Source organism: Streptomyces pinistramenti (genome assembly GCF_020564935.1).
Taxonomy (GTDB): Bacteria; Actinomycetota; Actinomycetes; order Streptomycetales; family Streptomycetaceae; genus Streptomyces; species Streptomyces pinistramenti.
Genome location: NZ_JAJCXB010000036.1, coordinates 26,084 through 45,581, shown reverse-complemented (window position 1 = coordinate 45,581; position 19,498 = coordinate 26,084). Strand labels below are relative to the sequence as shown.

The following is a 19,498-nucleotide window of genomic DNA, read 5'->3' as shown; positions in this document are numbered from 1 at the left end:
GCAGCTCATGCTCTTCCTCGTCGCAGCCCTCCTCCTGATGGGGGTCCTGCTGGGCACCGCGGCACATCTTCCGGTCCCGGTCACCCTCATCGCCGCCGCCGTCATCACCGGCTGGCTGCTCGTCTTCCACCTCCGCGAACGCCGCAACCCGGCCGAGGGGACGCCCCGATGACCCTCACCGCGCTCCACAGGACCACGACCGCGGCCACCACGGACGAGGTCGCCGAAACCGCCAACTCCGGTTCCGTACACCGCGATTCACCCCGACCGGCCGCACGCACGCACGCCGACGGCCTGGCCGTCGCCTCCTTCGTCTTCGGCCTGCTCGGCACCCTGGTCTTCAACGTCGTCCTGGGCCCCTGCGCCCTGATCCTCGGCGCCCTCGCCCTGGCCCGCCGCACCACCCGCCGCGGCCGCGCACTCCTCGGCCTCGCCCTGGGCGCGGCCGACCTCATCCTCCTCGCCGTCCTCGTCACCACCGACGGCACCGTCAGCTGGCACCTCACGGGCTGACACCGCGCCCCGCACCGTCGTCGAGGAGATCTCGGCACTGATGATCCGGCGGCACCCGGAGTGGGCCGGCTGCGAGTGGCTCGAAAAGGGCGTCGGGTGCCCATGCCCCGAACGCCCCGCACGACACGGCGCCGCCCGCCCGCCGCCGCCACCCGATGCACCGGCGATGCCCCCATGTCCGGCTCCCCCGCACCGACCGCCTCCGCTCCCTCCGCCCGAACGCATCGCGCACCCTCCAGCGCCCCTGTGGCGGCGTAACTCAGGGAAGGGCCGTGCCGTTGTTCCGCCTGACGGAACCTTTCCGGCCACGAGGACAGGAAATTCGAGTGGATATCACGCAGCAGGTGAGCACGCTGTTGACGACGAAAATGGGAGTTCCGCAGCAGGCTGTCAGCCCGGAATCCCCCCTGCGGGATCTCGGCGTCGACTCCTTGGCGCTGGAGGAACTGCGGCTGCTGATCGAGGAAGATCTGGACGTCGACCTGGAGAGTGCCGTGCTGACCCCGCAGAACAGTGTCGGGGAACTGCTCGCGGCCGTGCACTCGGCGGCCGCGTGAGCGGTGGCGGCGGGAGGGAGGCGTATGCGGCCGCCGTGACGGGGCTCGGCCTGATCACGGCGGCAGGGCGCGGCGTCAAGGAGAACTGGCACCGGGTCACCACCTCCAGTGCACCGTCCGGCGTCCGCAAGCCGCCAGAACTCCACGACCTGCCCTGCGACTTCATGTACCTCGTGGGTGACGGCGTCCAGGAGTCGTTCGACGTCGGCGAGCAGCGCCTGCTGGACCGGTTCTCCCAGCTGGCGGTGCTGGCCGCCCGTGAAGCGGTGGCGGACGCCGGGCTGCTCCCGTCGGCGTGGGAGGGCGACCGGGTCGCGGTCGTCATCGGCACGGCGAACGGCGGGTTCGTCTACCAGGGCGAGCAGCAGCGGGTCCTGCTGGAGCGGGGCCCGCGACGCGTCTCTCCGATGACCGCCGCCCTGACCACCACCAACTGCGCCGCCGCGAGCGTCTGCCGTGACCTGCGGGCCGTGGGCCCGAGCTTCGGCCTGAACACCACCTGCTCCTCGGGTACGGACGCGATCGGCCTGGCCCGGGAGTTGCTGCGCGCGGGCCTGTGCGATGTCGCCATCGCCGGCGGAACGGAGTCGGTGTGCTCCCGGCTCCTGGTGGCCGGCATGTGCAAGCTGAAGGGACTGTCCACCCGGCGGGACGACCCGGCCGCGGCCTGCCGTCCGTTCGACGTGGACCGCGACGGCTTCGTCATCGGAGAAGGCGCCGGCATCCTCGTTCTGGAACGTCCCGAACATGCCCGCGCCCGTGGTGCACGGGTGCGGGCGCAGGTCGTCGGCTATGGGGCGTCCAACGACGCCTACGCTCCGGTGGCCCCCCACCCGGAGGGCGCAGGCGCCGAGCGCGCCCTGCGGGCGGCGATGGCCGACGCCCGGGTGTGCGGTGCCGACGTCGGGCACGTCAATGCGCACGGCACGTCGACGCCGGTCAACGACCTCGTCGAGAGCGCCATGCTCCACCGGGTGCTCGGCGCCCACCCGTTGGTCACGTCGACCAAGGCCATGACGGGGCACACGCTGGGCGCGGCCGGCGGCATCGAGACGGCCTTCGCCGTGCTGGCCCTCCAGCATCAACTCGTCCCGCCCACGGCGAATCTGGAGTCGCCCGACCCGCGGATCGCCGTCGAGACGGTGCGCAAGGAAGCCCGCCCGGCACGGCTGGACTGCGTGGTGAAGACGTCGCTGGGGTTCGGCGGACACAACGCCGCGCTGGTCCTCACCCGCGGGTGACAGCCGCCGCAAGGGGCCACCCGGAACCGACTCAAGGAGAGCCATGACCGAAGAAACGATCCGGAACCTGAGCGTGGACGGCCTGTCGTACAGCTACCGGGTGCTGCGGCAACCCGCATCCCGCACGGAACCCGTTCTCGTTCTGGGCGGTGCCTTGCAGGACAAGTACGGCTGGCAGCACCTCGATGCCCCCGTGCTGACGGTGACGAGCCTGATCAGCATCGACCTGCCCGGCTCCGGTGACGCCGACCCGTTGCGCAGCGACCAGGGGTGGGACGTCATGCACGACGCGATCGAGCAGGTCATCGACGACCTCGGCATCTCCCGGGTCAACATCTTCGGCTACTCGTTCGGCTCGGTGCTCGCCTTCACCTTCGCCCAGCGCCGGCCGGGCCGCGTCGCGCGGCTGCTGCTGGGGGGCGTACCCGCTTCCACCACGGACGAGAAGATGGAGCTGTGGCACAAGGCCGCAGGCCACATGGCAGCCGGTGAACTGGACGCGTTCGTCGACCTCGTACTCGAACTCACCCTCTGCCAGGACGAAAGCCGCACCGTACGGCACCGCAAGCTGGTGCACCGCTACGTGAAGCGGCTGCTGGCACACGCGGTCACCCGCACCGCTCACGGTTTCGACGTCCTGGAGCGCTCATCGGCCGAGACCGTCAATCCGTCGGGTGTCCTGCGCGGCGTGCCCACGCTGGTCTTCTGCGGCGAACACGACAACGTCTCGACGCCCGACCGGCAGCGGGCCTTCGCCGACACCATCGAAGGCAGCCGCTTCGTCAGCTTCGCGGAAGCGGACCACTGGGTGGCGCTGGAGCGCGCCGAGGAAGTGATCGACCTCCTGCTCCGCTTCTTCACCGACCGGCCGCTGGAAACCGCCGGCTTCGCGCCCGCCGCGGCCTCCCGCGCACCACACCCCGAGCCGGCTTCCGCGTGAGACTACGGCCCGGCCGCGACGAGCCCGTCGACGAGGGCCCGGACCCCGCGCATCATGGCGCCGGCTTCCGCACCGTTCCGGCCGATGCACACGGCGCCGAACTTCCCGTACGTGACCACTGCGCTCAGCATGTGCAGCACGACTCCGGTCCTGCTGACGTGGTCGTAGCGCAGCGGTGACCCGCTGATCGCGCGGATCAGCCGGGCGGGCCTGAGCCCTCGGTAGCGGGTGTCCATGATGCCGTCCGACGCTTCGTACACGCGCTCCGCGCCGTCGACGATCAGCCGGCCGTCTTCCGTCGGCGCGACGCCCAGGAGGCCGCCGGCCATGGTGAAGGCGTGCTTGGTTCCGGTCGCGCGGAGGTTCAGTTCACAGCCGACGAGCCGCCATCCGGCAGCCGAACGCAGGGCGAGGAAGTCGACGCCGTAGTCCCCGCCGGTCACCCCGCGCTCCCGCAGGGCGCGGCCGACCCGCAGGCCGTGGCCGATGACGGCCCGGCGGTACGCGGCGTCCGCCGGGAAGGCGCATCCGGTGAAGGTCTGGCCCGAGCCGCTGAGCACCTGGTCGTGCGTGGAGACGGCCGCCACCGTACCGTCGTCGCCGATCCTGCCCTGGAAGCTGGGGCTGAGGAGTTCGTCGGCCGCCAGCAGTTCCTCCGCGAGGGCGCCTTCGCGTTCGACCGCCTCGGCGAAGTCCTGCCAGGTGATCTTGACGTCCATCAGCACGGCATCCGGCAACCGGGCAAGAATACGGTCGGCGAGCCGGCCGTCGTCCTGCCCGTCCTGCCCGTCCGCAGCGGGCACGAGATCCCCGATGTCCCCGAGGTCGAGCAGCGCATTGCCGAGACCGCCGCCGTACGCGGTGCTGTTCAGCTTCACCACAAACCTCCGGCACCCCCTGCGCACCAGGTGTGCCATCTCCCCGGCCAGCTCCGTGAGGGTGTGGCACAGCGCGCTGCCCTGCGGGACCTCGACACCTGCGCTGCGCAGGAGTTCGCGTCCCGCGTGCTTGGTGCCCAGCGGGATGCACGACGAGTGGGCCTGGTCACCCGGCACCCCCAGATCGCGGCCCAGCCGCTCCAAGGGCTCGGACGGCTCGAAGTAACTCAGCCCGACGCACCGCCCGTTGCCCTCTTCCCGCTCGACGAACGCACGGAGCACGGCACGCACCCGCGCCGCGTCCGCACTGCCGGGATCGAGAATCTTCTCGCTCAGCCAGCGCGGCGAACGGTCGTCGAGCCCCACAAGCCGGATCCGGGCCCGCTCCGCGCCACGCTCCGGCCTCTCGGGAAGCAGCCCGAGGTAGTAGTCGACCTGCTGGTCCGCGTCGGCCACCGGCGGCGCCGTCACATACAGCAGATGCCCGCCGGAACGGCAGACGGTATTGACGACGGCCGAGCCGAGAAAACGCTCGGGAAACAGGGTCGCGCCCGTCAGCCGCTCCAGCAGCTGCGGACTGCACTCCCTGCTCTGAATACAGATCCGGGCCGGCCGACAGGAGGCGTCGCCGTCATGGCCCGCGCGACGGGAACCACTGGACCCGGCGCGGCTTGCACAGTGTGAACACATGGGAACCAGCGTCGCGGTCGGATGCGGGCAACGTGGGGTGTTGGGGGGCGTGTTCGGGGGTGGGGTTGTTGTTCCTCGGGGTGAACCTGTTCCCCGGGTCCGGTGGAGGGTTGCCGTCATGGATATCGCCTGCGGCAAACGAACCGGAGTGCAACGCGGCACAGGCTCCGTGTAGGTTTGTTTTGGTGTGCCGGGAAGCCTGGTCGGCGAGCAGGGGAAAACACTCTTCCGGGTGGGGCCGATCGCATGGCACAGATATCCACGTCACGCATCCCTTCATCACACGTATCCCCAACGGGAAAGCGCACCGTTGTGTGGGATGTGGCGTCGGCGAAACCGACCGGATTCGTTTCGCTGCCGAGCGTCGGCATGCTTCTCCTTCAGCTCCTGTTCCTCAGGCGGGCGGGTAACGGCCGTGCCACGTCCGGCCTTTGGGGAGACCGAGCCTCGCATTTCCGGTGCGGATAAAGGGGTGGGCATGAGCCAGGTATTTCTTGCTGTCGGCGGGTGGGCGGCTCCGCCGGGCGGACATGCCGATTCCGGCTTTCTGAAGTGGGCGGCAGCTGTCCTCGGGGTGTTGTTGCTTTTCGGCGCCTTCGCTTCCTGGGACACGCGCAGGCAGCGCAGGAACGCCCCGTCGGAGCAGCGCGCCGAAGAGCTGCGGCAGGAGTTGCGTTCAGGGATCCCGAACGCCCGGGGGCATGTGCGAATCGATCCCGCCGGCTATCCGGGTACGTCCGCCGGGCAGGCCGAGGACATCGCACGTGAAGAGGGTTTCCTGCGGCAGTCTCATGGGGCCGGAGGACAGTGGCTCTTTTATCGCATGGACACGCAGCCGGGTTCCGCGACGGATGCGGACGTGCGCGGCAGCCCTGCTCCTGAGGCGGTGCGGGAGAGTGCGGCGGCCCAGCGCGCGGCCCACCGGGTCCGCGAACGCGATGGCTTCGCCCCCCTGGACGAAGCCATCCTGGCATCGGCTGAGAAGGGGTTGCAGCAATCCCGCGCCAAGAGCGACCGGGCCGTTGTGGGCGCGGCCCTGGCCATGCTGGCCGGCCTGCGGCCGAGGGTTTCGCAGGGGTCGCCTGGGGGTTCTGGCTGCCTTACGCGGTGCTCCAGGTGTGCGCCGTGGCGCCACTGGTTCTGAGCGTCCGGTTGATCATGCGGTCCCGGCGGCTGCGCACAGAAGGAATCCGGATGCACGGTCCGGTTGTCGCCGCGTACCGGAAGGCCGTCGCCGCACGTGAGAACGAGAACAAGAACCCGCGCGGGTAAAGGCCGTACGAGAAGAACCGGGTCCATCGAACAGTAGGGGGAGGCATGGCGGATTTCACGGCTGATCTGGCTCAGCTGCGGAAGCTGAAGAAGAAGCTGGAGGACAGCGAAAGCCAGTTGGAAGAGGCTCTGCGCAGGATGAAGGACACCGGCCCGAAGAACCTCGGGAAGCGGCCACTCGACAAGGCATGCGAGACCTTCGAGGACGACTGGGAGCACGGGCTGAAGGAAACGAAGAAGCGACTGAAGACGCTCAACGAAGCGTTGCCGGCCATCCTCAATGCCTATGAAAAGACCGAAGAAGAGATCGAGAGCGGGTTCGCGAAGGCCGGCGGAGGAGCGAAGTGAGCGACGACTGGAGCGGGCTGGGCTGGAACCCGACTCCGGGCCATCCGCACTTGGCGACCAATCTCGCCGACAACCTCAAGAAGACCGCAGAAACCCTCAAGAGCACCTACGACCTGCTGGACTCCTTGGACAAGGAAAGCTCCTACTGGACCGGAGACGCGGCCAAGGTGTTCGCCAAGAAGGTGACGGACCTTCCCGATTATCTCAAGCGGGCCCATGACTCGCTCAAGGCCGCGGGTGGTGAGCTGGGTGAGTGGAGCGATTCGCTGCACGACATGAAGGTGAAGGCGAACAACTTCGAAGAAGACGCCAAGAGCGCCAGGAAGGAAGCGGAAAGCGCTGAGCAGCGGTACGAGACGGCCCGTGTTCACCCCGATCTGAAGCTGGCGGGGCAGATTTTCGAGACCAAGACCGAACTCGACAGCGCCCAGCACCGTCTCGATGTCGCCCAGGACCGCGCGGACAGCGCGTGGAAGGCGCTGGATCACGCGAGCACCAAGCTGCAGGACCTCATCGACGACGCGAAGAAGCTGGAACGCCATCACGGGGACACTGCACAGGACTTCGCCGACCAGATCCGCAAACACGCCAGCGACCACGCGCCCGGGGGCGGGTTCTGGGACACGGTCGGGGACTGGTGGGACGAGCACGGCGGTGACCTGCTGACCATCGCGGCGACGGTCGCCGGTATCGCCGCCATCTTCGTGCCGGTGCTCGTGCCGCTCGCCATCGGACTCAGCCTGGCCGCGGCAGCCCAGCACGCCAACCAGTACATCAAAAGCGGCAAGGACATGTTTCCGCCGACATCGAAGAACATCAGTGAATGGGCCACTCTCGGCGGAGATGTGCTCGGCGCGGTTCCCGGCGTCGGCCCTGCCGTCAAAGGGACCAAGGCGGCCATAGGCGCGGGGCGGGCAGGTTTCGGCGCGGCACGCGGCGCAGGCGCGGTGGCGAAGACCGCCACGACCGTCTCGCGGGCGGCGAAGACCGGCGCCACGCACTTCAGCGAATTCGCCAAGGCGGCGAGCCCCTCGAATCGCGTCATCGGGGCGCCGGTCGAATGGGCGGCGCAGAAACTCGGCTCGTCGAAGGGGGCTGCGGAGATGGCCGCTGATGTGACACAGGCAGTGGCAACCGGAGGTCTCGCCGTGCCTACCGCCCAGAGCCTGGACATGGGCTGGACTCACAGCGACAAAACCACCGACAGGGCGACACAGGGCACGGAAATCAACGACGGCCTCGTCGGTGCCGGTATGGCAGTTGACCCGCTGAAGAGGATTTTCTCCGTCGCCAAGGCCCTGTGATGATCCAAGAATCCGTGACCACGCCATCGTCCGAACTCCTGCCGATGTGGTACGCGCTGCCCGAAGGCTTCCATCCCATCGATCTCTCGGGTGAGGCCGCGGCGCGTATGGATGCCAACTAGGACGCACTCGCGCAGATCTGCCCTTCGGCAACCCGGAAGCAACTGGTCACCAGCGCACTCAGTTTCGAAGCCGCACTGAGCAAGCTGGCCGAAGAAGGACTGGTCCACTTCAGCTCTTTCGTCTTGCGCACGGACGCCGATCTGCTCCTCACCGGAACGTGCCAGATATCCGTGGTCGACCGACCCGCAGGAGACCCCCATCTCTTTGCCCGCCACACGCTTGACGCGCATACGGAGGACGGCGCCGGACTGCGGAAAGGCATCGTCGAGCTGCCCGCGGGACTGGCTGCGGTCGTGGTTTCGGACGCCGTGATTCCGGTGCCAGGGGCATTCTTCGGAGTCCCGGCGGACGGAGCCGCCGAAGTGCTCTCCGTCAGCTTCCAGATGGCATTCCCCCGGGTTCCCCAGGCGGTGGTGGTCGTATTGTCCACGGAGGAACGCGAAGCTCAGGAAGAATTCCTGGAGCTGGCGACCGTGGTGGCCGGCGGCATCTCCTTCACGGCCCCACCGCGTCCGAGCACCCTGGCCGAGGAGCACACCGCCGCCGCGGCGTCGCCCTTCGGCTGATCAGCAGTATCCGAAGGGCGACGCCTGGATCCGGTGGAAGCCGAGAGCCAGCCCCGCCCCCCACACAGCCGCCCCAGCTACTGGCCCGCCACGGTCGCCGGGTCCGGCTGACCTCCACCGACCGCAGCCTCCTCACCCACGCCGAACGCGCCTCGTGCACGTCGAATGAGGCGGCCGGACGGTCCGCGAGGACGCCGACCCGCACAGCGGCCGGATCGCCTTCGGCTTCCCGCACACCCCCGGCCCCTCCACCGTCCCCGACCTGCTGCGCGAGTTCAGCGAGCACTACCCGCGCATCCGCTTCCAGCTGATGCAGGACTACGGCACCACACTGCTGTCCCGGCTGCCCACCGGCGAACTGGACCTCACCTTCTCTCACCACCGCCGCACAAGCCCGCCCCGGCCGCCCACCGGGCCCACCGGCAGCGACTGCGACTGGTCGTACCCCCATGCCACCCGCTGGCCGGAAGCCCCCTGGCCCGGCTCGCGGACGTCCGCGACCACGCCTTCGCCCCCCTGCCATCGGGCTACGGCCTGCGCCAGATCACCGACCGGCTGTGCACCGAAGCCGGCTTCACACCGCGCATCGCCTTCGGGGGCGAGGAGGTGGAAACCTTCCGCGGCCTGGTCGCCGCCGTCCTCGGCGTGGCCCTCCTCCCCGCCCCGCCGCACCCCACCCCGGCGTCACCGAACTGACCGTCGACGCCCCAGGCGCGGACCGCGACATCACCCTGATCCACATGAACGACCGCCAAGAAACCACCCCCACCCGCAAGTTCAGACTCTTCCTGCTGACGCACCGCGATCACCTGCTACGGGACCGACGGTGGCGGGCGGCGGCCCGGCTGCCCCGTCACCCAGCCCCTGGCTCGCGATCTCGTGGCCCTTGAGCGCGACGGCGACGTCGCCACGGCCATCGGTGCGGCAGCGACCAGCGTGATGGCACGCACTCCGCCCGACCAGCGGCGGCACGAACAATTCACCGCCCTCCCCCATCGGCCCCAGCTCACCGGCCTGCCCTTGCGAGGCCCTGAACCCCGGCAAACCCCCACGTCAGCGGACGGCAACAAGGCCGGGAGACCACGGGGGCGATCCGCAGGGGACGCATCCGCTACCCTGTCAGGGGTCGGCCGGAATCTCCGCCGCTGCCTTCGCCGAGCACACCAGGCGATCGCCGCACGGACCGTCCGCCCAGCGGGTTTGTCCAACCAGGCCAAAAGCTCAGCCACTGAGCTTCCAACCGGGTTACGTACAAACCCCGGCCTCCGTAGCTCAGGGGATAGAGCACCGCTCTCCTAAAGCGGGTGTCGCAGGTTCGAATCCTGCCGGGGGCACGCTTAAGTAGCAGGTCAGAGGCCCTGTCACCCGTTGGGGCGACAGGGCCTCTGGCTTCCGGCACGGATTTGGCACACATGGGGTGTGCGCCAAGGGGGAGCTGTACCGCGATGCCCGCCAAGGACGAACTGGCCAAGCGCCGCCATGACAACCTGGTCGACCGCCTGGAGAGCCTCATGGAGGCTGAGCTGAAGCCCGGCTACCAGGGCTACTACGGGCAGCTGATCCTGAGCAGCAGCGACCTCGAAGAGATGGGCGAGCTCAAGGACGTACGGCGTGCCGCCCGCGAGGCGGGCCGCCGCCTCGACTGGCAGCCGAAGACCCAGCTCGTCGACGGACGTCTCTTCGTCTACGACGACCGCAAGGTCCCCGAAGAGATCAGTCGAGTGGCAATGCGCAACGCTGCCGAGGCAGTGGATGCCCTCATGCGACCGCACATGAACCAGAGGCCGAGTAACGGCTGAGCGGCACCCTGGCGCCGTATGCTGCCCGCTGCTCTGGCGGGCAGTTCCTTGGGTACCTCGGCACGGATCGGGCAGCCGTCACACTGCGACGCCCTCCAGGTCTGCCACCACACCTGCGGCCTCGCGTGCCTTCCTCTCCGCCTTCTCCAGCTTGGCCTTCGCCTTGGCCAGTTGCTTGGCGCGGCGCTTGTGCATTTTCTTCGAGACCTCGTCGAGGCGGTCGGGGAAGAGGTGGCCGTAGGTGTCCAACGTCAAGGTCGCGGACTTGTGGCCGAGCATGGTCTGGACGACGTTGACGTCCGCGCCACTGGCGATGGCGAGCGAGGCTGCCGTGTGCCGCAGTTTGTGCGGGGTGAGCTTGAGGTGGCCAAGGTCCGCCTTGGTGACCGCCGGCGCGAAGAACCGCTGACGGAAGTTGCGCGCACGCAGCGGTCCGCCCTGTGGTGCGGTGAACAGCAGCTCGCCCTCTTCCCGCCCCTCGACGTGGGACTTCAACTCCTCGACGAGGAACCGCGGGATCGGCACGGACCGGCGCTCGTGGTTCTTGGGGCTGTCGAGGTAGAGCTTGCCGTTGTCCTCAACGTACGCCTCGACGACGTGCGCACGGCACGCGTCGAGGTCGACGCGGCCCACCTTCAGCGCGGACGCCTCGCCCCAGCGTAGACCGGTGTAGGCGAGCAGGAGGATGAACACCCTGTAGTCGCCTGCCGCATCGGCCAGGGCCTCGACCTGCATGTCGTCGAGATAGACATGGTCAGCCGGCATCGGCTTGGGCAGGGGGACACCGGCGGCCGGGTTGAAGGCGAGGCGGCGGGACTTGACGGCGAAGCCGAGTACGCGGTTGAGGACGACGTACGCCTTGCGGACCGAGCGGGGGCTGAGCTTCCTGCCGCCCGCCGCATCGCCGGACAGCATCTCGGCGAGCCACTCGGAGACATCTTCGAAGCGGATGCGGTCCAACGGGGTGGAGCCCCACTTGGGGAGCACGTGGACGTCGAGAACACCCCGGTAGCGGTTGCGTGTTGAGCGCTTGAGGTGGACCTGCCCCGCCAGCCACGACTCCGCTACCTCCGCGAGCTTCACGCGCCCCGCGGCCGGATCACGGTAGGTGCCATCGCCGAGGCGGGATTCCACCCTCGTTCGTTCGGCCTCCGCGTCGACCTTGCGGGCCAGGGTCTTCATCTTCGGTTTGCCGTCCGGGGCGTACCAGCGCACGCGGTAGCGCCCGGGAGGAGTGCGCCCGGCCCGCTTGGCCTTCTCCACGGCCTGTGTGTACGCCGTGTGCCCGTTGCGGTCCTCGATCCAGACTCGTGCCATCAGCCACACCCCTGGAGGGCGTTGGCGTCCGCAGGCTCTGTGACCGCAAGCGGCGGCAGGAGCGGGGAGCCCGGGGCGGCGAGGGGGACGAGGCCGTCGCCGGCGATCTGGTGCGGGGAGAAGCTGCGCGCCGGGCGTGGGCGTTCGATATTGCGGGTGGCCTGGTTTCTCGTGGGGCCTATTTCGGTGGATCGTGTTGCCATGACAGATAGCTGTAACTTGCACCGCCGGGAAATGGCAAGAGTTAACTCAAGAACTCTCCACAACTTATCGGCACCCGGCAATCCGCGACGCGGGGTGAGCGATTCGGGGAAGCGGGAATTCTGTGCTATGTTCCGCGCCGCCTCCAGCGGTGGGTACATCCGGACGCCTCGGTACGCCGCTGACCTCGCTCTTTACCTTCGGATGGATCGGCCAGCGCGGCAGGGATTTTTCGGCAAGAATCGGACGGATTCACTGCCTCCCTCTCGATGATGAAGATCAACAGCGGATTCGCGTTTACTGTTTCATTCCAGTCGGCGATATGCCGATTGACGGGGTCACGGGAGACTCGAAAATGCCGCTGAGCGCGGCAGGGAAACCGTGGCCACGGTATCCATCCCCTATTTCCGTGAAGGAGCCCCATGCCTCGAACCCCTCGCCTTGCAGCTGCCTCCAGCGGTACGGGCCGCACCCCGCTGGCCACGCCGGAGGACGTTGCCGCCTACCTAGGCGTGCCGGTGAAGACCCTCTACCAGTGGCGGCACCGCCGCATCGGCCCGAACGCCCTCAAGGTCGGCCGCCACCTGCGCTACCGCTGGCCGGAGGTGGACGAGTGGCTCGCCGCCCAGTCCGCGTACGACCTCACGGCCTGACCCGCGCGAAAACGATGTGGCCCTCGACTCGCCAACGCTGAAGGCTGGAGATCCCCCGGCACAGCGCCCATCCCTGAACGAACGAGCCTGCAAGGGGCGGGATCTAGCCCATCCTGCCCCTTGCCAGAGAGGAAGGTCTATGGAGGACTCGACGTCCCCCATCACGAACACATCCCCCAAATCCGTCTGGCCCACGGTCGCGGTCCCCGGCCAGGGAGCACTGTGGCGCCGGGCGGACCAACCGTCGGCCGAGGGCGGTCCGCTCGCCGCGGATACTCCGGACCAGTCCCCGCACGCAAACACGCGTGGGGACCGGCGGTCCACCGATGCGGGGACCGAGGACCGTCCCCGCATTGAGCCTGGTCCCCAGACGGCGGAGGCGGGGGACCAAACCTGCATAGCTGTCGAGAACGTGCAGGCCAGCGCCTTGGGGACCGGTCCCCGACACGTGGGGACCACACTCGGGGATCGTGGTGGGGACGGTCCCCACCGGTCACCGGGGACCGACGGCCTGGTGGAGGGGACCGCGCAGGACGGGACCGTGGTCCCCGAGAGCGGATCGGGGGCCGGGGACCGCGATGGGACCGGCGTCGAGACGGCCGGTGACGGGGCGGCACTCCTTGACGACCTGCGTGCGGCGATCGGCCGGTACGTGGTGCTGCCGAGTGACGAGGCGCTGACCGCGGTCACGCTGTGGGTGGCGGCCAGCCACATCCAGCCCGCCCTCCAGCACGCGCCCCGCCTGGCGGTGGTGGGGCCGACCAAGGGGTGCGGCAAGTCCCGTGTCCTGGACGTGCTCCACGAGACCGTGCACCAGCCGATGATGACGGTGAACACCTCCCCGGCCGTCGTCTTCCGCGTCATCGGCAAGACCCCGCCCACGCTGCTGGTGGACGAGGCCGACACCATCTTCGGCCCCAAGGCCGGCGACAAGGAGGACCTGCGCGGCCTCCTGAACGCCGGGCACCAGCGCAACCGGCCTGCCTGGCGGATCTCCGGCCCCGAGCACAAGCCGACCGCGTTTCCCACCTTCGCCATGGCCGCGCTGGCCGGGATCGGCGACCTGCCGGACACGATCATGGACCGGGCGGTCGTGCTCCGGATGCAGAAGCGCAAGCCTGGCGAGCGGATCGCCCCGTTTCGCTCGCGGTACTCCGTTCCCGAACTGAACGCCCTCCGCGACCGGCTGACCGCGTGGCTGGCTCCACTGCGGGGTGCCGCTGCCCGCCTGGTGCCGCAGATGCCGGTCGAGGACCGCGCCGCGGACACCTGGGAGCCGCTGGTCATCGTCGCCGACCTGGCCGGCAGCCACTGGCCCGCCCAGGCCCGCGCCGCCTGCCTGGCAATGACGCACAACGAGGTGGCCCAGGACGAGCAGACCACCCTGAAGACCCGTCTGCTGCGTGACATCCGCCGCGTCTTCGAACGGAAGGGCAACAAGGAGGCGTTGCGCAGCCAGGACCTGCTGGCCGCCCTGATCCAGGACGCCGAGGCGCCGTGGGCCGAGTACGGGACCAAGGGCCTGAACGCCTACCACCTGGCCAATCTCCTGCGGGACTTCGGCATCAGCCCTGCCAACCACCGCTTCGAGGAAGGCAGACAGGCCAAGGCATACGCCCGCAACCAGTTCCTCGACGCCTGGGCCCGCTACTGCCCCGACCCCACCCAACCGGCACCCACCCCCGGACACGAGCCCGCCCCCGCACGCCCCGCTCAGGGCAAGCCTCCCGCCCCACCGACCGGAACGCGCCCCGTCGGCCCGCCCGGCGGCGCCACCGGCCCCAAGCACACCCGCTGACCACCCCCGGCCCCGCATCACTCCGTCGCATCCGTCCCCGCGCAGGTCAGCGCGGGACGGACCTCCCCGCCAAGACGGATCACTCCGTACCTGCGGCCCTGTCCGTACCTGCCCTGACCAGCCACGCAACGGATGCGACGGACGCGACGACGCCCCACCCACAACCCGGAGCACCACCATGCGCAACCCACCCCACGAGCCCGACAACGGTCAGCAGAAGATGCCCACCGCCCCCACCCCAGACGGAGCAAGTTGGAGGTTCGGACACTCCCCCGCAGGGGGTGCGTCCGAACCCGTGCCCGCCCTGGGGGTGGCGGGCAGCCTCCCGTGCCAGGGGGCACGGGAGGAAGGGGCTGCGACCGGGGGCGGACCGCAGCCGGTACGGCGCCGAGGCAAGCCCCGCCTGCGTGCCCGCACGCAGCGTCGCGCGCACAGCGTCCGCCTCAGCGCAACCGAGCACACGATCATCGCCGCCGGCGCCGAAGCCGTCGGCATGAGCATCGCCGGCTTCCTCGCCCACAGCGGGCTCGCCGCTACCCGCGATCTCGACCACACCGCCGCCGCCATCGCCACCCAGCAAGACACCCTGACCGCCCTCTTCGCGATCCGGCGCCAGCTCGGTCACGCCAACAACAACCTCAACCAGGCTGCCCATGCCCTCAATAGCGGCGCCTACCCCGACGGCCTGCAGGACACCACCGCCGCTGTTCACCGTGCCACCGAAGACATCCGCCGCATCACCACCCGCGTGACCCACCCGAACGCCGAAGGCGCCGCCGCTTGATCCCTTCCATCCACAAGCAGGGCGGCAACACCGCACGATTGCTCGCCTACCTCTACGGCCCCGGCCGCCGCGAGGAACACACCGACCCTCACCTCGTCGCTTCCTTCGACGGCCTCGCCCCCGACCCAGGCCGCGATCCGAACGCCACCCTCGACGATCTCGCCCGCCTCCTGGACGAACCCCTGCACCTCCTCACCGACGACACACGCCCCGCCAAGCACGTGTGGCACGCCTCGGTCCGCGCCGCCCCCGGCGACCGCACCCTCACCGACACCGAGTGGGCCGACATCGCCCGCCGCGTCATCGCCGCCACCGGCATCGACCCCGGCGACGACGCAGGGTGCCGCTGGGCCGCAGTCCGCCACGCCGACGACCACATCCACCTCATCGCCACCCTCGTCCGCGAAGACGGCCGCCGACCCAACCACCACCGTTCCGCCAAACGCGCCCAGACCGAGTGCCGCCACATCGAAGCCGACTACGACTTGCGCCGTGTGGCGGCCGGCGACGGCACCGCCGCCAAGCGCCCCACCAGCACCGAACGCCACAAAGCCCAACGCCACAGCCGGCAACGCACCCCGCGCGAAGAACTCCGCGCGACGGTCCGCCGCTCGGTGGCCGGCGCGGCGAGCGAGGAGGAATTCTTCGACCGCCTCTCAGCGGCCGGTCTACTCATCCGGCGCCGCATCGCGCCATCGGGCGACGCCCTCGGCTACACCATCGCCCTCCCCGACAACCGCAACGCCAAAGGGGAGCCCGTCTTCTACGCCGGCTCCAAGCTCGCCCCGGACCTGTCCCTGCCCCGCATCCGCGAACGCTGGACACAGCCCTCGGACGAAGGCACCCCGCAACTGGTCCTGCCGTCGCTGACCGGGCCCGCATCCGCGCGCCGGAGCGCCGCCACCGCGGCCTGGCAGGCACTGCTCATCATCGATCACGGCAACGACGGCACCGTTGCCACCCAGATCGCCGCCACCGGGGAGGTCCTCGACGCCCTCGCCAAGACCTCCGCCGCCCACACCCGCCACGAACTACAGGAAGCTGCCTCCGTGTTCGAACGCGCCTCCCGCTCCCGCATCCGCGCCGCACACGGCCACGACGGCGCCCTGCGCCAAGCCGCCCGCGACCTCGTCCACAGCGGTCCGGCCCGCGGTCGAGGCGAGGACGGCGCCACCACGGCAATGGCCATCGACATGCTGTTCTTCCTCGCCATCACCGCCGCGCACTGGCATGCCAGGAAACAGCACGCCCAGCAGGCCGAGGCCGCCCACCGGGCGGCCCAACATCTGCGCGTGGCCTATCAGGCCGCCGCCGAGCACCCCATGACCGTGCTCCACCAGCGGGGCCGCCGCCTGGCCCCATCCCTGCAACAGCATCACTCCGCCGTCGTGCGCCACGCCCTTCCCGAGCTGGCCGACCGAATCCTCGCCGAGCCTGGTTGGCCCGCCCTCTCAGCCACCCTGGCCGACGCCCAGACCGCCGGCCACAGACCCACCGCCCTGCTCACCCAGGCCGCCTCACGGCGGGAGTTGGGCACGACGGAGCGGATCAGCGACGTGCTCGTATGGCGACTGCGGCGGATGGCCGGCCTCCCCGCAGACCCCCGGCGTACGCGGGACCAGCACGCACGAGGCAACTCGATTGCGGCCCCGCCGGCGCGCCCCGCACAAACGGGGACCAGCCCCGCGAACGGCACTCTGCGACGACGCTGAACCACGGAAACAAGGCCGTCGTCTGCGGATCGCAGATATCCGCCGTCCTCACCACACCGTGCCGGCATGCATTTCAGTCCCTGGCAAGCAGATCCCTGGCCGCGTAGTACGCCTGCAGAGCGGCCTCACTGCCGGAGCCCAGGGCGGTCATGATCCGTTGGAAGCGGGCGGAGCGCAGGTCGCCGGCCACGATGAGGCGGGGGTGCTGGTCAGCGGGAGGGCAGTAGCCGTCTGCCCTGCGGATCAGGGCGCCGGGCGGGGCGGTCGGCGCGTTCCCGATGCTGAGGTAGGCGGCGTCCACCGTGACCGTCTGCCGTTCGCCGTCCTGGCCCACCGCTTCCGCTGTGATCGCTGTGCCGTCCCGACGGGCGAGCGTCAGGTGCTCGACGGGCAACAGCCTGACGCGGGAGTCGTCGCGGATCTCCTCGACCTTGTACGCGTCCGCTTCCGGGTACGCCACGAGCAGCCGGGTGTCGATGGTCGGGTGGGCGCGCAGGAACGTGCCGATCGGGCGGTCACCGCCGAGGACGAGGAGGGTGCGGCCCTCGGCGTCGTCCGCCTCGGCCTGCCAGAGCGGCGGCAGGGTGAGGCCGTCGGGCGCGCTGATCCAGGCGGCGTCGCGGGGCTGGAGGGGGCCGACGCCGGTGGCGACGATGGCGTACGGGGCGGTGAGGCGGTCGCCGGTGTCGACCGTGACGGCCACGTGGGCTTCATCGGCGCGAAGTTCGGTGACGCGTCGACCGAGTTCGAGGCGGCACAGCTCCGTGCGGTGCAGTTCCGTGGTGATGGAGTCGGCGAGCTGGGGGCCGCTGGTGTAGCCACCGAGGACGTTGTCCAACGCCGGGATGCGGTAGAGGTTCCGGCACAGGGCGTCCGGTTCGATCAGGATCGAGCGCATGCCGACGCTGGCGGCCATGCGGGCGGCGGCGCAGCCCGCCGGTCCGCCGCCGATGACGATCACGTCGGTGTCGTAGGTGGCGGGCGTACCGGTTCGGGACGATGTGTCGGCCATGGGGCTATTCCAGCACCGGCGCCCCGACGTGCGCAGTGAGCTGCCCCACCACGTGGGCTGCGGTGATGAGTTGGCCTGTTCCAATCAGGCGGCGGGCGACGAGGAGGCCGGCGTCGTGGACGTCGGGACCTGCCTCGCTCGCGCAGGCGTCGGTGACGAGCCAGGGTGCGTAGCCGTGCTCGAAGGCGTCGGCGGCGGACTTCAAGACACAGCTCTCGGTGGCAATCCCGCAGAAGACCAGATCAGTCCAGCCGGACTGACGGAGCAGCTCGGTGCCTTCGGGGGTGAAGAACGTGTACCCGGTCTTGTCGACGACCGCGTGTGCGCGGGCAGCGGCCTCGGCGAGATCGGCGACGATGTCGGTCTCGGGTGGCTTCTGCAGGCGGTGCCACTGGTGGAAGCGCTCGTAGGGGCTGTCCGGGTAGTTGAAGTAGCGGGTGAAGATGACGGGGCGACCCGCGGCGGACCACTGGGCTACCAGGTCGGAGACCGCGGGCACGGCGTGGCGGCTGTGGTGGTTCACGAAGCCGTTCTGCATGTCGATCACGACCAGTGCGGCGTTGCCGATGTCCATCCGCTCTCTCCTGCCCCGGGTTGTCAGCCGACGCTCGAACGCAGAGCGTCCTGTGCGGCGCGCAGCCGTTCGGCCAGTCCGCTGGTCTTCATGATGGCCTCCCGCATCAGGACGTGCTGAGCGGTCTCCTGGGCGCGGGCCGTGGTGAGCCGGGAGTAGGCGGCGCGCAGGAAGCGCCAGCCGTACTGCTCGGGCATGGAGGGGTCCTGACCGTCCTCGATCATCTGCTGGATCTGGTGGGTGAAGCACCACAGTGCCTGGACGGTCAGTTCGCAGGTGACCATCTCGTCGATGGTGAGGCTGCGCTCGCGGGAGTGGGAGGCGTAGGCGACGCCGGACCAGCCGGCATAGCCGGTGGAGACTCCCCGTACGCCGAAGGACACGATGTCCGGGTGGTCGAAGCCGGTGACGAGGAGCGACTCCTCGACCGAACCGTCCAGGGGAGCGGGCCCGCCCGGGGTGCCGCGGTCGACCAGGACCGAGGGTGTGGACAGCAGGCGCAGGGCGGTGTCGTAGGTGTCCCCGGCCCAGGGGCCGGCGGTGAGCCAGTACAGGGAGAGGACGTACTCGGGGCTGGGGACGCAGGCGTGCTCCTCGTCCAGGAGGGCGCGGAGCGTGTCTCGTGCCCAAGGCAGGTCGGAGGCGTACGAACGGTAGCGCCACACGGCGAGTTCGGTGAGCGAGGGCGGCTCGTGCGACTGGACGAGGCGGAAGACGGCGACTCCGCACGCGAAGACATGCAGGACGCACTCCTGCGCCTCGGGGTGGTCCACCCGGGCCGATGAGAACTCCAGCCAGTCCGCACCCCCGTCCGGTGCCATGTGCGCACGGAGCCGACGGGCACGCTCGACCCCGATGAAGACGGGCAGGAACTTGTGGGAGTCGACTCCGATCCTGCCCGCGACGGGCGCAACGGAGCCGTTCGCACCGAGCGCTGCCGCGAACCGGGCCTTCGCGTCATCCGACGCGTGGCCGAGCGCGGTGTCGAGGACAGCTTGCGATTCGGCACGAGGCTGGTAACCCGCCCCGCCGCCTTCCCAGTTCGACACGGTCCGGTCGCTGACGCCCAGGTACGCGGCGAAGTCCCGCAGGCTCATGCGCAGGGCGTCGCGTAGCAGCCGGGCTTCCCGGCCGGACCATCGCTGCACCGTGACCACCGTCATACCCCCCGTCCGTCGTCCGGTGAAACACCGAAGTGCCCAGCGTAGCCACGCGT

The 19,498-nt window shown here is 69.8% G+C and carries 20 protein-coding genes, 1 tRNA gene and 1 pseudogene; 16 read left to right on the top strand and 6 right to left on the bottom strand.

Annotation, left to right across the window (positions count from 1 at the left end):
• Positions 1 to 7: 7 nt before the first annotated feature.
• The 5 genes from LIU39_RS22840 (at position 8) to LIU39_RS22820 (ending at position 3,251) form a co-directional block, all read left to right on the top strand.
• On the top strand, positions 8 to 172 hold the full coding sequence (locus LIU39_RS22840) for a hypothetical protein (RefSeq protein ID WP_227048705.1): 165 nt from the start codon (positions 8 to 10) through the stop codon (positions 170 to 172).
• Positions 169 to 513, top strand: a complete 345-nt coding sequence (locus LIU39_RS22835; RefSeq protein ID WP_227048704.1) for a hypothetical protein — start codon at positions 169 to 171, stop codon at positions 511 to 513. The genes LIU39_RS22840 and LIU39_RS22835 overlap by 4 nt, the downstream gene beginning before the upstream one ends.
• A gap of 326 nt (positions 514 to 839) precedes the next feature.
• On the top strand, positions 840 to 1,070 hold the full coding sequence (locus LIU39_RS22830) for a phosphopantetheine-binding protein (RefSeq protein ID WP_227048702.1): 231 nt from the start codon (positions 840 to 842) through the stop codon (positions 1,068 to 1,070).
• A 35-nt stretch (positions 1,071 to 1,105) separates the two neighbouring features.
• Positions 1,106 to 2,311 (top strand): beta-ketoacyl-[acyl-carrier-protein] synthase family protein, encoded by a 1,206-nt coding sequence (locus tag LIU39_RS22825; RefSeq protein WP_308409407.1) that lies wholly within the window; start codon positions 1,106 to 1,108, stop codon positions 2,309 to 2,311.
• Between the two features lie 43 nt (positions 2,312 to 2,354).
• Entirely contained in the window at positions 2,355 to 3,251 is an 897-nt protein-coding gene (locus tag LIU39_RS22820; protein ID WP_227048699.1) for an alpha/beta fold hydrolase, read from the top strand.
• Between the two features lie 2 nt (positions 3,252 to 3,253).
• Here LIU39_RS22820 and LIU39_RS22815 read toward each other — a convergent pair whose 3' ends face one another.
• Positions 3,254 to 4,819, bottom strand: a complete 1,566-nt coding sequence (locus LIU39_RS22815; protein ID WP_227048695.1) for a peptide ligase PGM1-related protein — start codon at positions 4,817 to 4,819, stop codon at positions 3,254 to 3,256.
• A 478-nt stretch (positions 4,820 to 5,297) separates the two neighbouring features.
• Between LIU39_RS22815 and LIU39_RS22810 the strand changes: the two genes are divergently transcribed.
• From LIU39_RS22810 to LIU39_RS22780, 7 genes and pseudogenes are all read left to right on the top strand, one after another.
• Positions 5,298 to 5,963, top strand: a complete 666-nt coding sequence (locus LIU39_RS22810; RefSeq protein ID WP_227048694.1) for a hypothetical protein — start codon at positions 5,298 to 5,300, stop codon at positions 5,961 to 5,963.
• Between the two features lie 173 nt (positions 5,964 to 6,136).
• On the top strand, positions 6,137 to 6,439 hold the full coding sequence (locus tag LIU39_RS22805) for a DUF6317 family protein (RefSeq protein WP_227048693.1): 303 nt from the start codon (positions 6,137 to 6,139) through the stop codon (positions 6,437 to 6,439).
• A complete protein-coding gene (locus LIU39_RS22800) occupies positions 6,436 to 7,743 on the top strand; it encodes a putative T7SS-secreted protein (RefSeq protein ID WP_227048692.1) in 1,308 nt (435 codons plus the stop codon). The genes LIU39_RS22805 and LIU39_RS22800 overlap by 4 nt, the downstream gene beginning before the upstream one ends.
• 245 nt (positions 7,744 to 7,988) lie before the next feature.
• Positions 7,989 to 8,432: a hypothetical protein gene (locus tag LIU39_RS22795; RefSeq protein WP_227048691.1), complete on the top strand. Its 444-nt coding sequence runs from the start codon at positions 7,989 to 7,991 to the stop codon at positions 8,430 to 8,432.
• 208 nt (positions 8,433 to 8,640) lie between these two features.
• Positions 8,641 to 9,128, top strand: a pseudogene (locus LIU39_RS35665) (LysR substrate-binding domain-containing protein); the annotation flags it as partial.
• A 565-nt stretch (positions 9,129 to 9,693) separates the two neighbouring features.
• Positions 9,694 to 9,766: transfer RNA gene (locus LIU39_RS22785), tRNA-Arg, on the top strand.
• A gap of 111 nt (positions 9,767 to 9,877) precedes the next feature.
• Entirely contained in the window at positions 9,878 to 10,231 is a 354-nt protein-coding gene (locus tag LIU39_RS22780) for a hypothetical protein (protein ID WP_227048690.1), read from the top strand.
• Positions 10,232 to 10,309: 78 nt separating this feature from the next.
• Here the strand turns inward: LIU39_RS22780 and LIU39_RS22775 are convergent, their stop codons facing one another.
• Together LIU39_RS22775 and LIU39_RS22770 are read right to left on the bottom strand one after the other, a co-directional pair.
• Positions 10,310 to 11,548, bottom strand: coding sequence for a tyrosine-type recombinase/integrase (locus LIU39_RS22775; RefSeq protein WP_227048689.1), 1,239 nt, complete (start codon positions 11,546 to 11,548; stop codon positions 10,310 to 10,312).
• Positions 11,548 to 11,751, bottom strand: a complete 204-nt coding sequence (locus LIU39_RS22770; RefSeq protein WP_227048687.1) for a hypothetical protein — start codon at positions 11,749 to 11,751, stop codon at positions 11,548 to 11,550. The genes LIU39_RS22775 and LIU39_RS22770 overlap by 1 nt, the downstream gene beginning before the upstream one ends.
• A gap of 420 nt (positions 11,752 to 12,171) precedes the next feature.
• Between LIU39_RS22770 and LIU39_RS22765 the strand changes: the two genes are divergently transcribed.
• From LIU39_RS22765 to LIU39_RS22750, 4 genes are all read left to right on the top strand, one after another.
• On the top strand, positions 12,172 to 12,402 hold the full coding sequence (locus LIU39_RS22765) for a helix-turn-helix transcriptional regulator (protein ID WP_227048686.1): 231 nt from the start codon (positions 12,172 to 12,174) through the stop codon (positions 12,400 to 12,402).
• Between the two features lie 541 nt (positions 12,403 to 12,943).
• Positions 12,944 to 14,200, top strand: coding sequence for a DUF3631 domain-containing protein (locus tag LIU39_RS22760; protein WP_227048685.1), 1,257 nt, complete (start codon positions 12,944 to 12,946; stop codon positions 14,198 to 14,200).
• A 178-nt stretch (positions 14,201 to 14,378) separates the two neighbouring features.
• Entirely contained in the window at positions 14,379 to 14,984 is a 606-nt protein-coding gene (locus LIU39_RS35660; protein ID WP_372464007.1) for a plasmid mobilization protein, read from the top strand.
• Positions 14,981 to 16,696: a relaxase family protein gene (locus LIU39_RS22750; protein WP_227048683.1), complete on the top strand. Its 1,716-nt coding sequence runs from the start codon at positions 14,981 to 14,983 to the stop codon at positions 16,694 to 16,696. The genes LIU39_RS35660 and LIU39_RS22750 overlap by 4 nt, the downstream gene beginning before the upstream one ends.
• 73 nt (positions 16,697 to 16,769) lie before the next feature.
• Here LIU39_RS22750 and LIU39_RS22745 read toward each other — a convergent pair whose 3' ends face one another.
• The 3 genes from LIU39_RS22745 to LIU39_RS22735 are packed head-to-tail and all read right to left on the bottom strand — an operon-like array spanning position 16,770 to position 19,379.
• Complete coding sequence (locus tag LIU39_RS22745; protein ID WP_227048682.1) at positions 16,770 to 17,708, bottom strand: FAD-dependent oxidoreductase; 939 nt, start codon at positions 17,706 to 17,708, stop codon at positions 16,770 to 16,772.
• Positions 17,709 to 17,712: 4 nt separating this feature from the next.
• Positions 17,713 to 18,282 (bottom strand): cysteine hydrolase family protein, encoded by a 570-nt coding sequence (locus tag LIU39_RS22740; protein WP_227048681.1) that lies wholly within the window; start codon positions 18,280 to 18,282, stop codon positions 17,713 to 17,715.
• Between the two features lie 23 nt (positions 18,283 to 18,305).
• Positions 18,306 to 19,379: a helix-turn-helix domain-containing protein gene (locus LIU39_RS22735; RefSeq protein WP_227048737.1), complete on the bottom strand. Its 1,074-nt coding sequence runs from the start codon at positions 19,377 to 19,379 to the stop codon at positions 18,306 to 18,308.
• Positions 19,380 to 19,498: the final 119 nt, after the last annotated feature.

What these genes read in the sequence shown, in the direction of transcription:
- LIU39_RS35660 (WP_372464007.1), top strand. Translation starts at nt 14,379, where the DNA reads ATGCGCAACCCACCCCACGAGCCCGACAACGGTCAGCAGAAGATGCCC.
- LIU39_RS22840 (WP_227048705.1), top strand. Translation starts at nt 8, where the DNA reads ATGCTCTTCCTCGTCGCAGCCCTCCTCCTGATGGGGGTCCTGCTGGGC.
- LIU39_RS22735 (WP_227048737.1), bottom strand. Translation starts at nt 19,379, where the DNA reads ATGAGCCTGCGGGACTTCGCCGCGTACCTGGGCGTCAGCGACCGGACC.
- LIU39_RS22780 (WP_227048690.1), top strand. Translation starts at nt 9,878, where the DNA reads ATGCCCGCCAAGGACGAACTGGCCAAGCGCCGCCATGACAACCTGGTC.
- LIU39_RS22745 (WP_227048682.1), bottom strand. Translation starts at nt 17,708, where the DNA reads ATGGCCGACACATCGTCCCGAACCGGTACGCCCGCCACCTACGACACC.
- LIU39_RS22810 (WP_227048694.1), top strand. Translation starts at nt 5,298, where the DNA reads ATGAGCCAGGTATTTCTTGCTGTCGGCGGGTGGGCGGCTCCGCCGGGC.
- LIU39_RS22815 (WP_227048695.1), bottom strand. Translation starts at nt 4,819, where the DNA reads ATGTGTTCACACTGTGCAAGCCGCGCCGGGTCCAGTGGTTCCCGTCGC.
- LIU39_RS22820 (WP_227048699.1), top strand. Translation starts at nt 2,355, where the DNA reads ATGACCGAAGAAACGATCCGGAACCTGAGCGTGGACGGCCTGTCGTAC.
- LIU39_RS22770 (WP_227048687.1), bottom strand. Translation starts at nt 11,751, where the DNA reads ATGGCAACACGATCCACCGAAATAGGCCCCACGAGAAACCAGGCCACC.
- LIU39_RS22765 (WP_227048686.1), top strand. Translation starts at nt 12,172, where the DNA reads ATGCCTCGAACCCCTCGCCTTGCAGCTGCCTCCAGCGGTACGGGCCGC.
- LIU39_RS22805 (WP_227048693.1), top strand. Translation starts at nt 6,137, where the DNA reads ATGGCGGATTTCACGGCTGATCTGGCTCAGCTGCGGAAGCTGAAGAAG.
- LIU39_RS22775 (WP_227048689.1), bottom strand. Translation starts at nt 11,548, where the DNA reads ATGGCACGAGTCTGGATCGAGGACCGCAACGGGCACACGGCGTACACA.
- LIU39_RS22835 (WP_227048704.1), top strand. Translation starts at nt 169, where the DNA reads ATGACCCTCACCGCGCTCCACAGGACCACGACCGCGGCCACCACGGAC.
- LIU39_RS22740 (WP_227048681.1), bottom strand. Translation starts at nt 18,282, where the DNA reads ATGGACATCGGCAACGCCGCACTGGTCGTGATCGACATGCAGAACGGC.